This window comes from Leifsonia aquatica H1aii, from assembly GCF_000633535.1.
Taxonomy (GTDB): Bacteria; Actinomycetota; Actinomycetes; order Actinomycetales; family Microbacteriaceae; genus Leifsonia; species Leifsonia aquatica_A.
On record NZ_AYMR01000022.1, the window covers coordinates 19,497 to 32,829 of the forward strand.

The window sequence follows — 13,333 nt, forward strand, 5'->3', positions numbered from 1 at the left end:
GGCCGCTGCAGCACTCCGGCCGCGGCTCAGCCGCGGCCGCCGGGACCTGCCGCAGCCGAGCGGGGGCCGCGGTCCTGGTCCTCGTCGATCTTCGGCGCAATGGGGCCGCCGAGTCCGCGGCCCTGCCGCTTCTCGTCCGATCGGCCCGCGCCGCCGGCGCCGCCCATCATGCCCGCGCCCGCGCCGGTGCCGCCGCGCGCGGCGGCACCCTCGGCCGCGGCGCCCGCGCCGCCCTGGCCGGAGCCGAGCAGACCACCGCTGCCCGCACGCCCCGCACCGGCGAGCGCGCCCGAGCGCGCCCCGGCGGACTCCGCCGCCGCGTTCAGACCGCCGACCTTGGCACCCGCGCCGAGCGAGCCCGCTTTCGCGTTGAGACCGGAGCCGACCATGGAGCCACCGCGGGCGGCCACGAGCTTCGCGCCGCCGAGAGCGAGCGCCCCGCCGGCCCCCGCCGCGAGCCCGGGCGTCGATCCGATACCGCCGCCGAGCGAACCTCCGCCGCTGCCCGAGCCGCCGGAACCCCACCCGGGCGACGTCGAACCGCCCGAGATCGGCCCATCGGGCGTGATGGAGCCGTCGATGCCGGTGCCCGGGGCCGAACCCGTGCCGGTGTGACCGGTTCCGGTATGGCTGCCGGGAACGCTGACGTAGCCGCCGGTGTCGACCTGCGAGAGCGGCTCGACGTGCGCGTTCGGGTAGGTGCCGAAGGAGCCGCCACCCGGGAGGCTGCCACCGTTGCGTGAGCCCGAGGAGGTGCCGCGGGGGGTGGAGTCGGAGGAGGAGGCACCGGGTCCGGGCTCCGGGAGGCGGCCGTTGTTCTGGAAACCGTCGCTGATGGTGAGTTCGTACGAATCCATCGTGTCGCTGATCTTCTGGACCGATGCCCGCGCCGTCGACTCTCGGTTGGCCGCGAGATAGTTGTTGACGGCCGCGACCGCCCCGGGGCCGGCGACGATGGAGAGCGGCCCGAGGAAGAACGTCGCCCCGGTCACGGCCGCCTGCAGGATGTTCGCCTGGGAGCCGGAGAGCGCGCCCGGTGCGTGCGTGTCGAGGGTGTCGAGCTCGTTGTCGGCGAGCTGCTTGCGGGTCCGGTTGGCTGACTCGACCTGGGTCTGGATGGAGGCCACGTTCTGCGAGAGTGTGTCTGCCGTGGAGGCCATCGACTCGAGGGCCGACGCGGCGGCCTCCCCCGACCGTCCCTGCAAGCCGACGCCGCCCTGGGCGTCTGTGGTGATGCGTTTCAGGGCTTCCAGCTTCGAGACGAGCTGCGCGGCGTTCGGCAGCGACACGTCCGCCTTCTCGGACGCCAGGTCGGCCAGTCGCTTCTCCCACGGGCCCTTGCTCATGCGTTCCCCCCATTTCCGCTCGGAATCTTCCGACGCGATCGTACGACGACCAGGACGATCACAGCAGCGATGATCACGATGACCGCGATACCGATCCCGATGAACAGCCCGATGGGCGCGGCCGCGGAGGGACCCTGCCCGGTCGGTCCGCTCGCGCCCGCCGAACTCGTCGGTGCGGGCGTGGACGGGGACGCACCGGCGGCGCCTGCGATCTGCTGGGCCGTCGGTTTCGCGTACCTCTTGTCCAGCAGCGGATTCGTGTCCGGGTACTGCGCCGGGTCGACGGCCAGCAGATGGGTCAGCGATGACGGACCGTAACCGAAGCCGGTCTTCTCATCGCGCATCAACGCGTGGTCGTCGGCCGTCGTGTTGTGGATCAGCGACTGGATCAGCTGGTTGGACGTCGCCTTCGGGTACTTCTGCTTCGCGGCGGCCAGCATTCCGGCGACCAGCGGCGCCGACCAGGATGACCCGATCCCGCGGTAGGAGTTCCCCCAGCTTCCGGTCTGCTCATCACCGTTGGTCGCGATCCCCACTCCCGCCGCCACGACGGTGGCCTCGGCCTGGATGTTGGTCGCGCCGTCGTGGGACTGGATCGCGCCGTCCTGCCCGATGGCGTTGACCGCGACGACTCCGTTCGCGCCGGACGGCAGGGTCCCCTCATCGGCCAGATCGTTCGGCATCGATGAGACCACGATGACGCCCTTCGCCAGGGCCTCGGCGAGAACATCGAGGTCCGGCTGAGTCACGACGCCGAGGCCGACGGAGGTCGAGACGATATCGCTCCCCGCGTCGATGGCCGCCTGGAGTGCCCGCCCGAATTTCGTCGGCTTCCCGACGTTCGCTGCGCAGTCCAACGTTCCGTAGCCTTCGAACCGCACCGACGCGTCGGGAACGATGCCCTTCACCGCACCCGCTCCGGTGCCGTTTCCGATGAGGAGTGCGGTGACAGAGGTGCCGTGAACCGAGGCTGTGTTCACGTCCGTGGTCACAGGGGGCGCCCCACAGAAGGTGGCCGGGTCGACGGTCAGGTCGGCGCCCGAGAACACCGGAAGATCCGGGTTGATCTGACCGTCGATCACCGTGATCCTCACGCCCTTGCCGGTCCAGCCCTCGGCGTGGGCCTGGCCGACGGCGTAATAGTCGAACCACCAGTTGCCGTCGGTCGTGTCTGCCGTCGCGGAGACCGCGGGTACCGTCGCCAACGCCAGGGCGAGCGCGCCCGCGAACATGCCCCGCAGGGCTCCCCTCGACTTCATCGCACCCCATCCTGCAACCGTCGTGCGCACCGCGCATCCGTGCGGTCACTGCCTTTCGGGGCCCGCAGCGTCGACGCCGGCGGCATGCCCCCGAGACCCCACTCACAACTATCACGGATGGCTCGTCCACCGCCAATCATGGGGCGGACCGGCCGTTCAATCCAAGAACAGCGCCCGCAGCCTCCGGGTGGTCAGCACGAGACCGAGCACGACCATCACGACGAAGTAGAGGACGTGCCAGAGCATCCCGGCATCGACGGCGCCGGTGGTCAGTCCGCGGACGAGTTCGACGCCGTGCCAGAGCGGGAGGGCGCGGATGACCCACTGGATCGCCTCCGGGTAGACCGTGATCGGGTAGAAGGTGGCCGAGAGGAGGAACATCGGCAGCAGGACGAAGTTGATCCAGTCCATCTGCTGGAACGTCTTCATGTAGCTGGTGACGCCCATCCCGAAGCTGGCGAAGCCGAAGGCGATGAGGAGCACGGCGGGCAGCGCGAGCAGCGCCCACCAGGACAGGGTGAGACCGAGCGCCTGCATCACGAGCATGAAACCGAGCGCATACAAGGCGCCACGGGCGAGCGCGAGCAGGATCTCGCCGAGGGCGACGTCGAGCGGCCCGAGAGAGGTGGAGAGCATCCCCTCGTACAGCTTGGCGAAGTGCATCTTGAAGAAGACGTTCCAGGTGGAGTCGTAGACCGCCCCGTTCATGGCCGCGGTCGCGAGCAGCGCCGGCGCGATGAAGGCGGCGTACGAGACCGGCTGGCCGGTGGAGGTGTGCACATCGCCCACGAGCTTGCCGAGCCCGATGCCGAGGGAGAGCAGGTAGAAGATCGGCTCGAAGAAGCCCGACACGATGACCAGCCAGTTGGTGCTGCGGGTGGCCCGCCAGCCGCGCTGCATCACCGCGGTCGCGTTGCCGGCGTAGAGCGCGCGCAGCGGACGCGAGCGCGGGACGTCCGCGGTCATCCGGTCGTCGGTGGCGGTCACTTGTTCAGCCTCCGTCCGGTGATGCGGCGTGCCCACAGCCAGAACACGACGGCGAGCGCGAGGAGGTAGACGACGTGCACGATCGTGAGCCACAGCGGCTCGGACGAACCGTACGCGAACACCCGCGAGAGCTCGGTCGCATGCCACAGGGGCGAGATCCAGCCGATCCACTGCAGGAGCGGCGGCATGGTCGACAGCGGGAAGAAGGTGCCGGAGAAGAGGGTCATCGGCAGCAGGACGAACCGCATCAGCATCGCGATCTGACCCGTGTCCTGCTCGAGCGTCGCCACGTAGGCCATGACAGGGGTGCCGAACGCGAGGCCGACCAGGGTCGCCACGAGTACGGTCACCCAACCCCACGGACCGGGGACCGCCCCGAAGAGCAGCATGAAGGCGTAGTAGACGATGCTCGTGCCGAGCAGCCGCGCCACCACCGAGATGACGATGCCGTCGATGATCTGGCCGGGGGCGATCGGCGCGGCGTTCATGCCGAAGAAGGTCGGATTCCACTTGAACCCGAGCATGACGGGGTAGGTGAACTCCTCGCTCGCGACCGTCACGGCGGCCGTGCAGAGGAGGGCGGGCGCCACGAACGCCAGATAGCTCACGCCGTCGATCGCGTTCGGGCCGGTGTTCGCGCTGATCAGGCTGCCGAGCCCGACGCCCATCGCGAAGAGGTAGAGGAGCGGATTGCCGAACCCGGTGACGAGGAGCGTCTGCAGGTACGAGCGCATCACCCGGAACCGGTGCTCGGCGACGTACCAGGCGCCGAACCGCCGCGGACGCGCGGCCGCGGCGAGCGCCTCCCGCGCCTCGACGGACGCCCTCACGACGGTCTCGCCGCTCATTCGATCAGGCTCCGCCCGGTCAGTCGCAGGAAGACGTCCTCCAGGCTCGAACGGCGCACCAGGCTGGTGATGGGCCGGAGCCCGAGTTCGGTGAGGCGTGCCAGCTCGGCCTCCCCGTCGTCGCTGTAGACGAGGATGCGGTCGGGCAACACCTCCACCCGCTCGCCGATCCCGTCGAGGCTGCCCGCCACCTCGGCGTTGCGGTCGGAGCCGAAGCGCACCTCCAGCACTTCGCGGGTGGAGTACTCGCGGATCAAGGAGGCGGGAGACCCCTCGGCCATGATGCGCCCCTTGTCCACGACGACCAGGCGGTCGCAGAGCTGCTCGGCCTCGTCCATGTAGTGCGTGGTCAGCAGCAGCGTCGTCCCCTGCTCCTTCAGCCGGAACAGCCGGTCCCAGAGGATGTGCCTGGCCTGCGGGTCGAGTCCGGTCGTCGGCTCGTCGAGCAGCAGGATGCGCGGGTCGTTGATGAGCGCGCGGGCGATGGTCAGCCGCCGCTTCATCCCGCCGGAGAGGTCGTCGACCTTGGCCTTCGCCTTGTCCTCCAGCTGGGCGAACTCGAGCAGCTCGTCGGCGCGGCGGCGCACGCGGGCGGAGGGCAGACCGAAGTAGCGGCCGTAGACGATGAGGTTGTCGCGCACGCGCAGCTCGGTGTCGAGGTTGTCCGCCTGCGGCACGACACCCAGCTGCGACCGGATCTCGGGACCGAAACGGTCGGGGTCGAGGCCCAGGATGCTCAGCTCGCCGCCCGACCGGGTCGAGACAGCGCCGACCATCCGCATCGTCGTCGACTTGCCCGCCCCGTTCGGACCGAGCAGCCCGAAGGACTCCCCAGCCTCGACCTGGAAGCTGATGCCGTCCACCGCCGGGAAGTCCTTGTACGTCTTGACGAGGTCGGTGGCGGTGATGACGGGCGTCGGCATAGTTCTGCACTGTAGCCCCGGCCGGCGACATCGTGGAGACCGCGAGCCGCGGTCAACTGAGGTTGACCGCGCGGCTTTGGTCAACTATGGTTGACGGCATGGACAGCAGCACCCTCCGCACCCTCGCCGGCGACGCCGGGTCCGACGACCCGATCGTCGCCCTGCGCGCCATCGCCCGGATGCACAGCGAGCTCGACCGGCTCGAGGCCGTCGCCGTGCGGCGTGCGCGCAACGCCAACGCGACCTGGCAGCTCATCGCACTCGCCCTCGGTGTCAGCAAACAGGCAGTCCACAAGAAGTACGGTCGGATGTAGACCGCGCCGCACATCTGCGTACCCTCGTCGAGACGAAGCCCCGAAACGGAAAGACCAATGACCTCCGAGCAGCCCGCCGCGTCCACCCGACGCCGCTCCCCCTTCTCCCGGCGCCCCGACGACGCCGGCCCCCGCGCCCGCTTCGGGCAGCTCCTCCCCTATCTCTTCGAGCACAAGAAGGTGCTCGCCTGGGTCGTCGTGCTCAGCGTGCTGGGCGCGGCGGCGAGCCTCGCGCAGCCCCTGCTGGTCAGCCAGGTGATCGACATCGTGGGCAAGGGCGAGCCGCTGGGCGCGCTGGTGTGGGGACTCGTCGCGCTGGTCGTCGTGTCGGGTCTGATCTCCGGCTATCAGCACTACCTCCTGCAGCGCACCGGCGAGGGCGTGGTGCTCTCGTCGCGGCGCAAGCTCGTCGGCCGGATGCTGCGCCTGCCGATCAGCGAGTTCGACACCCGGCGGACCGGCGATCTCGTGTCCCGCGTCGGCTCCGACACCACGCTGCTGCGCGCCGTGCTGACCCAGGGGCTGGTCGAGGCGATCGGCGGAGCGCTGACCTTCGTCGGCGCCCTGATCGCGATGCTGATCATCGATCCCGTGCTGCTCGGCCTCACGGTGCTGGTCGTCGCCGTGTCCATCGTGGTCGTCACCCTCCTCTCCGGGCGCATCCGCGTCGCCAGCCAGAAGGCGCAGAACAAGGTGGGCGACCTCGCCGCGGCCGTCGAGCGCGCGATCAGCTCCGTGCGCACGATCCGTGCGGCCAACGCGACCGACCGTGAGATCGCGGCCGTCGACGAGAACGCGACGGGGGCCTACCGGATGGGGATCCGAGTCGCCAAGATCTCGGCCCTGGTCGTCCCCGTCGCGGGCATCGCGATGCAGGTGTCGTTCCTCGTGGTGCTCGGCGTCGGCGGCTTCCGCGTCGCGAGCGGCGCGATCACGGTCGCGAACCTCGTGGCGTTCATCCTCTTCCTGTTCATGATGATCCTGCCGCTCGGTCAGGCGTTCGGCGCGATCGCAGCCGTCAACTCGGCGCTGGGGGCGCTCGGGCGCATCCAGGAGATCCTCGATCTGCCCACCGAGGACCAGCGCGACCGCGAGATCGCGCCCCTCGCGTGGACCGTCGGGGCGGCGAACGAAGGACTCGCCCCCGAGGCGCCGGCCATCGAGTTCGCCGACGTGCACTTCGCGTATCCCGAGCACGAGGAGAAGCCCGGCGACACGGGGACGGTCGACGCGTCCGCTCCGGCCGCCCGCCGGGAGCCGTCCGCCCCGCCGACGGTCGAGCGGGTGGCGGTGGAGGCGTTCGGCGGCGTGGATGTCGTGGCCGAGGCGGAGGCCGCGGCCGGCGCTGCGGAGCGCGGCGCCGAGGACGGTGCCGGCTCGCCCCACCACGGCGGCGTGCTGCACGGGGTGAGCTTCGCCGTGCCGCGCGGCAAGCGGACCGCGTTGGTCGGGCCGTCGGGTGCCGGCAAGTCGACCATCCTGGCCCTGATCGAGCGGTTCTACGACGTGGAGGCGGGCGAGGTGCGCTTCGGCGGCCTCGACATCCGGAGCCTGGAGCGCACGGCGCTGCGCGAGCAGATCGGCTATGTGGAGCAGGACGCCCCGGTGCTCGCCGGCTCGCTGCGCGACAATCTCACCCTGTCGGCGCCGTACGCGACGGACGAGGCGTGCATCGACGTGCTGCACGCGGTCAACCTGACCGAGGTGCTGGAGCGCAGCGAGCTCGGACTCGCCGCTCAGGTCGGAGAAGACGGCATCATGCTCTCGGGCGGCGAGCGCCAGCGCCTCGCCATCGCCCGCGCGCTGCTCGCCGCGCCGCCCGTGCTCCTGCTCGACGAGTCGACGTCGAGCCTCGACGGACGCAACGAGCAGCTCATGCGCGAGGCGATCGACGCGGTCGCGGAGGACCGCACCCTCCTGGTGATCGCACACCGCCTGTCCACGGTCGTCGACTCCGACCAGATCGTCGTGCTCGACCACGGCCGCGTCGTGGGCGTCGGCACCCACTCGGAGCTCGTCGCCAGCACCCCGCTCTACCGCGACCTCGCGAAGCATCAGCTCCTCGTCTGACCCCCTCCCCCCGAACCGCCGAGTACGCGGAAAGTACGCCGAAAACCGCCGAGTACGCAGAGATTCTGCGTACTCGGCGGTCACGTATCAGGAGCGCGAGGCCTCCGGGGTCAGGCGCGCAGGTGGTAGCGCAGGGAGGCGAGCTCGGCGTGCAGGGCCGCCGGGACGCGGCTGCCGAAGCGGTCGAAGAACGCGTCGGTCAGCTCGCACTCCGCCAGCCAGCTGTCGCGGTCGACGTCGAAGAGCGCCTCGACGTCCGCCGCCGGCAGGTCCAGCCCGTCGAGGTCCAGCTCGTCGATGCGCGGGAGGCGGCCGATCGGCGACTCCACCGCACCTGCGCTGCCCTCCACCCGGCGGGCGATCCACTCGATGACGCGTGCGTTCTCGCTGAAACCCGGCCAGAGGAAGGAGCCGTCGTCACCCTTCCGGAACCAGTTGACCTGGAAGACCGCAGGGGCGTCGGCACCCAGCTTCTCGCCCATCGCGAGCCAGTGCCCCCAGTAGTCGGCCATGTTGTAGCCGCAGAACGGGAGCATCGCGAACGGGTCGCGCCGCAGCTCTCCGACAGTGCCCTCGGCCGCGGCCGTCTGCTCGGACGAGATCGTCGCACCGATGAAGACCCCGTGCGTCCAGTCCCTGGCCTGCGCCACCAGCGGCACGTTGGTCGCGCGACGACCGCCGAACAGGATGGCGTCGATCGGCACGCCGTCAAACGCGTCCCAGTCGTCCGAGATGGCCGGGCACTGCGCCGCGGCGACGGTGAAGCGCGAGTTCGGGTGGGCCGCCGGCCGGCCGGACTCCGGGGTCCACTCGTTGCCCTGCCAGTCGATGAGATGCGCGGGCGCCTCCTCGGTCAGCCCCTCCCACCAGACGTCGCCGTCGTCGCGGAGCGCCACGTTGGTGAAGATCGTGTTGCCCCACAGCGTCTCCACCGCCGTCGCGTTGGTGAGTTCGCCGGTGCCGGGCGCGACGCCGAAGAAGCCCGCCTCGGGGTTGATGGCGCGCAGCCGGCCGTCCGGACCCTGCCGCAGCCAGGCGATGTCGTCGCCGACCGTCTCGACCTTCCAGCCGGGGATGCTCGGCTTGAGCATGGCGAGGTTGGTCTTGCCGCACGCGGACGGGAACGCCGCGGCGAAGTGGAAGGCCCGCCCCTCGGGCGACGTGACCTTGACGATGAGCATGTGCTCGGCGAGCCAGCCCTCGTCGCGCGCCATGACCGAGGCGATGCGCAGCGCGAAGCACTTCTTGGCCAGGATGGCGTTGCCGCCGTAGCCGGAGCCGTACGACCAGATCTCGCGGGTCTCCGGGAACTGCACGATGTACTTCGTCTCGTTGCACGGCCAGGCGACGTCGTCACGGCGGTGGCCGGCGGCGTCGATCAGCGGGGCGCCGACGCTGTGGACGGTGGGCACCCAGGGCTGGCCGGCGGCGATGAGGTCGAGGACCGTGCTCGTGACCCGGGTCATCATCCCCATGCTGACGGCCACGTAGGCCGAGTCGGTGAGCTGGATGCCCACCTGGGAGAGGGGCCCGCCGACCGGGCCCATCGAGAACGGGACCACGTACATGGTGCGGCCGCGCATGCTCCCCGCGAAGACCTCGCGCAGCTCGGCCCGCATCCCCTCGGGCTCGCGCCAGTTGTTCGTCGGCCCGGCGTCGGCCTCGTCGAGCGAGCAGATGAAGGTGCGGTCCTCCACGCGGGCCACATCGCCCGGATCGGTGCGGGCGAGGAAGCTGTTGGGTCGCCACTCCGGATTGAGCCGGATCAGCTTGCCCTCGGCGACGAGCTGCTTGGTGAGGCCGTCGGCCTCCCCCAGCGAGCCGTCGCACCAGACGACCGTGTCGGGCTGCGTCAGGTCGGCGATGCCGTCGACCCAGGAGCGCAGCGCGGCGAGGCCGGCGGGCGCGTCACCGTATCGTGCGTCCTCGCGCTCGTCGCGTCGGCCCGCGTCGGTGCGGTCGGTGTCGGTCAGCGGAAGGTCGGCGATGGTCATTCCCGTCATCCTCTCGGTCGGAAAGAAGTGCTGTGAAACCAGCTTCCGCGACGTTCTGCTCGCTCACGAGGGAAAAGGAGCGCAAAGAATCGCGAATCTTTCGCTAATGTGAAGGCATGGAGCCGATCATCGCCGATTCGGGCGCGGACATCGCGACCCTCGGCCACCGCATCCGCCACTTCCGCACCACCCGCGGGCTCACTCTCGACGAGCTGGGCGCCGTCGTCGGAGTCGCACCGAGCCAGCTGTCCCTGATCGAGAACGGCAAGCGCGAGCCGCGGGTCACGCTGCTGGTCACCCTCGCGAACGCGCTCGGCGTGCAACTGGCCGATCTGCTGTCCGCCGAGCCGCCGGACGAGCGGGCGGCCCTCGAGATCGAGCTCTCGCGGGCCCAGCGCGGCACCCTGTACGGCTCGCTCGGACTCCCCGCGGTGAAGCCGACGAAGGGCACGCCGACGGAGACGCTGGAGGCCCTCGTCGGCCTGCACCGCGAGCTCGCGCGCCGCGCGACCGAGGCGATCGCGACCCCGGAGGAGGCCCGACGGGCCAACACGGAGCTGCGCGAGCGGATGCGGGCCCAGAACAACTACATCCCCGCGATCGAGGAGCTCGCGGAGGAGCGCGTGCGCGCGTCCGGCCACACCCGAGGGGCCCTCACCCACCGCGAGGTGAGCGTGATGGCGGAGCAGCTGGGCTTCGAGCTGATCTATGCGAGCGACCTGCCTCGCTCGACCCGGTCGATCACCGACCTGGAGAACGGACGGATCTACCTGCCGCCGGCCTCCATCCCCGGCGGCCACGGGCTCCGGTCGATGGCCCTGCAGGCGATGGCGCACCGCCTGCTCGGGCACGAGCGCCCCGAGAGCTACGCGGACTTCCTGCGGCAGCGCCTCGAGATCAACTACTTCGCCGCCTGCTGCCTCATGCCGCGAGACGCGGCCGTGGCGTTCCTCGACGAGGCGAAGAAGGAGAAGGACCTCGCCGTCGAGGACTTCCGCGACGCGTTCGGCGTCACCCACGAGGCGGCAGCCCTGCGGCTGACCAACCTGGCGACCACGCACCTCGACATGACACTGCACTTCCTGCGGGTGGGCGACGACGGTGCCCTCTACAAGGGCTACGAGAACGACGGGCTGCCGCTGCCGACGGATGTCACCGGGTCGATCGAGGGCCAGGTGGTGTGCCGCGAATGGGGCGCGCGCGGTGCGTTCACGCACACCAACCGCACCACCGAGCTCTACCAGTACACCGACACCCCCGTCGGGACGTACTGGTGCGCCACCCAGGTCGGTTCCACCGCCGAGGGCGGCTACTCCATCAGCGTGGGGGTGCCCTTCGACCAGGCGAAGTGGTTCCGCGGGCGCGAGACGACCGTGCGGGCCGAGTCGCGCTGCCCGGACGAGTCCTGCTGCAAGCGGGCACCGGCCGAGCTGTCCGGTCGCTGGTCGGGCAAAGCGTGGCCCAGCGCCCGCCTGCACGCCCACATCCTGTCGCCGCTGCCCTCCGGATCCTTCCCCGGCGTGGACGACTCCGACGTTTACCGCTTCCTGCAGCAGCACTCCGGCGCCTGACGCCGCGGGCGGCGCCGGCACCGGCGCCGGTGCGCGCTACTTCGGCTGCATGCGGATGGCGCCGTCGAGGCGGATGGTCTCGCCGTTGAGCATGGCGTTCCCGACGATGTGCCGCACCAGGGCGGCGTATTCGGCGGGCTTGCCGAGGCGGGAGGGGTGCGGCACCTGGGCGGCGAGGGAGTCCTGGGCGGCCTGCGGCAGCCCGGCCATCATCGGCGTCTCGAAGATGCCGGGGGCGATGGTCACCACACGGACCAGGCTGCGGGCGAGCTCCCGCGCGATCGGGAGGGTCATGGCCGCGACCCCGCCCTTGGAGGCCGCGTAGGCGGGCTGGCCGATCTGCCCGTCGAACGCGGCGACGGAGGCGGTGTTGACGATGACGCCGCGCTCGGGGCCGAACTCGCCCTCGACCGGCTCGGTCTCCACCATGGCCGCGGCCGCGAGCCGGGTGACGTTGAAGGTGCCGATCAGGTTCACCCGCACGACGCGCTCGAAGTCCTCGATCGGGAGCACACCGTCGCGGCCGAGCATCCGAGCGGCGGTCGCGATGCCCGCGCAGTTGACCACGATGCGCAGCGGAGCGAGTTCCGAGGCCGCATCGACGGCCGCCTGCACCTGGTCGCCGTCGGTCACGTCACCGGGGACGAACCGCGCCGTGGGGCCGAGGGCGGTCGCGGCCTTCTCCCCCTGCGAGCCGGGCAGGTCGAGCAGGACGACGCGGGCGCCCGCGTCGGTGAGGGCGCGGGCCGTGGCGTTGCCGAGACCGCTCGCACCTCCGGTGACGAGGGCCGAGCATCCGTCGATCAGCATGGGTCTCCTTCCGTGCGCCTCAGCGCAGCACTTCGATCAGGGTCGCGTTGGCGGTCCCTCCGCCCTCGCACATCGTCTGCAGCCCGTAGCGGCCGCCGGTCGCCTCGAGCTCGTTCAGCAGGGTCCCGAGCAGGCGGGTCCCGGAGGAGCCGAGCGCGTGACCGAGGGCGATGGCACCGCCGCGCGGGTTCAGCCGGGCGGGGTCAGCGTCGAACTCGCGCTGCCAGAACAACGGCACGGAGGCGAAGGCCTCGTTCACCTCGTAGGCGTCGATCTCGTCGAAGCGGACGCCGCTGCGGTCCAGCAGCTTCTGTGTGGCGGGAAGGATCCCGGTCAGCATGAACAGCGGGTCGCTCCCGGCGACGGCGAACGAGTGGAAGCGGGCACGTGGGCGCAGCCCGAGCCGCGCGGCCGCCTCCCGGCTCATGATGAGAGCGGCCGAGGCGCCATCGGTCAGCGGAGACGAGTTGCCCGGCGTGATGCGCCAGTCGAGCTGGGGGAAACGCGCGGCCAGCTCGTCCGTGCGGAACGCCGGCGCCAGGGCCGCCAGCTTCTCCGCCGTGGTCCCCGGCCGGATGGTCTCGTCGGCGATCACGCTCCCGCTGTCGGGGGTGGGCACGGCGACGAGCTCCCCCTCGAAGGCGCCGCTCGCTGCGGCCTCCGCCGCCCGCTGGTGGGACGCAGCGGCGAAGTCGTCCAGTTCGGCGCGGGAGATGTCCCACCGCTCGGCGATCAGCTCGGCGGAGACGCCCTGACCCACGAGCCCCTCGGGATAGCGGGCGTGCAGGAGCGCGCCGCCCCGCGAGGCGCCGCCGACGTTCGAGCCGAGCGGCGCCCGGCTCATCGACTCGACACCGCACGCGATCACGATGTCGGAGACGCCGGAGAGCACGCCCTGTGCGGCGAAGGCCGCGGCCTGCTGACTCGACCCGCACTGCCGGTCGATGGTCACCGCCGGCACACTCTCGGGGAAGCCCGCGCTCAGCACCGCTGTCCGGGTGATGTTCGCCGCCTGTTCGCCCGACTGGGTGACGCATCCCCCGATGACGTCGTCGATCACGGCCGGGTCGATCCCCGTGCGGGCGACGAGCTCGATCAGCACCCCGGCGAGCAGGTCAGCCGGGTGGATGTCGGACAACTCCCCGTCCGGCTTGCCGCGCCCGGACGGGGTGCGGACGACGTCGACGATGACGGCTTCGGTGGACGGCATG

General features: G+C 71.0%; 11 protein-coding genes. 3 read left to right on the forward strand and 8 right to left on the reverse strand.

Annotated features, from left to right (window positions below):
* Positions 1–26: 26 nt before the first annotated feature.
* From U870_RS0118415 to U870_RS0118435, 5 genes are all read right to left on the reverse strand, one after another.
* Positions 27–1,346, reverse strand: a complete 1,320-nt coding sequence (locus U870_RS0118415) for a hypothetical protein (protein WP_025158847.1) — start codon at positions 1,344–1,346, stop codon at positions 27–29.
* Positions 1,343–2,605: a S8 family peptidase gene (locus U870_RS0118420; RefSeq protein WP_025158848.1), complete on the reverse strand. Its 1,263-nt coding sequence runs from the start codon at positions 2,603–2,605 to the stop codon at positions 1,343–1,345. The genes U870_RS0118415 and U870_RS0118420 overlap by 4 nt, the downstream gene beginning before the upstream one ends.
* A gap of 156 nt (positions 2,606–2,761) precedes the next feature.
* The gene (locus U870_RS0118425; protein WP_029947831.1) at positions 2,762–3,571 is read right to left on the reverse strand and encodes an ABC transporter permease; all 810 of its coding nucleotides are present in this window, start codon (positions 3,569–3,571) and stop codon (positions 2,762–2,764) included.
* Between the two features lie 17 nt (positions 3,572–3,588).
* Positions 3,589–4,440, reverse strand: a complete 852-nt coding sequence (locus U870_RS0118430) for an ABC transporter permease (protein WP_025158850.1) — start codon at positions 4,438–4,440, stop codon at positions 3,589–3,591.
* On the reverse strand, positions 4,437–5,363 hold the full coding sequence (locus U870_RS0118435) for an ABC transporter ATP-binding protein (protein ID WP_025158851.1): 927 nt from the start codon (positions 5,361–5,363) through the stop codon (positions 4,437–4,439). Before U870_RS0118435 ends, U870_RS0118430 begins: the two co-directional genes overlap by 4 nt.
* A 98-nt stretch (positions 5,364–5,461) precedes the next feature.
* On the opposite strand from U870_RS0118435, the gene U870_RS0118440 reads away from it, so the two are divergent.
* Together U870_RS0118440 and U870_RS0118445 are read left to right on the forward strand one after the other, a co-directional pair.
* Positions 5,462–5,677, forward strand: coding sequence for a hypothetical protein (locus U870_RS0118440; protein WP_025158852.1), 216 nt, complete (start codon positions 5,462–5,464; stop codon positions 5,675–5,677).
* 57 nt (positions 5,678–5,734) lie between these two features.
* Positions 5,735–7,747: an ABC transporter ATP-binding protein gene (locus U870_RS0118445; RefSeq protein WP_025158853.1), complete on the forward strand. Its 2,013-nt coding sequence runs from the start codon at positions 5,735–5,737 to the stop codon at positions 7,745–7,747.
* Between the two features lie 110 nt (positions 7,748–7,857).
* Here U870_RS0118445 and U870_RS0118450 read toward each other — a convergent pair whose 3' ends face one another.
* Positions 7,858–9,741, reverse strand: a complete 1,884-nt coding sequence (locus tag U870_RS0118450; RefSeq protein WP_025158854.1) for a phosphoenolpyruvate carboxykinase (GTP) — start codon at positions 9,739–9,741, stop codon at positions 7,858–7,860.
* 116 nt (positions 9,742–9,857) lie between these two features.
* Here U870_RS0118450 and U870_RS0118455 point away from each other — a divergent pair, with 116 nt between their 5' ends.
* A complete protein-coding gene (locus tag U870_RS0118455) occupies positions 9,858–11,312 on the forward strand; it encodes a helix-turn-helix transcriptional regulator (protein ID WP_029947832.1) in 1,455 nt (484 codons plus the stop codon).
* A 36-nt stretch (positions 11,313–11,348) separates the two neighbouring features.
* Here U870_RS0118455 and U870_RS0118460 read toward each other — a convergent pair whose 3' ends face one another.
* Positions 11,349–12,122 carry a 3-hydroxyacyl-CoA dehydrogenase gene (locus tag U870_RS0118460; RefSeq protein ID WP_025158856.1) on the reverse strand — a complete coding sequence of 258 codons (774 nt, stop codon included), beginning with the start codon at positions 12,120–12,122 and terminating at the stop codon, positions 11,349–11,351.
* A gap of 19 nt (positions 12,123–12,141) precedes the next feature.
* Positions 12,142–13,332 (reverse strand): thiolase family protein, encoded by a 1,191-nt coding sequence (locus tag U870_RS0118465; protein WP_025158857.1) that lies wholly within the window; start codon positions 13,330–13,332, stop codon positions 12,142–12,144.
* Position 13,333 lies beyond the last annotated feature (1 nt).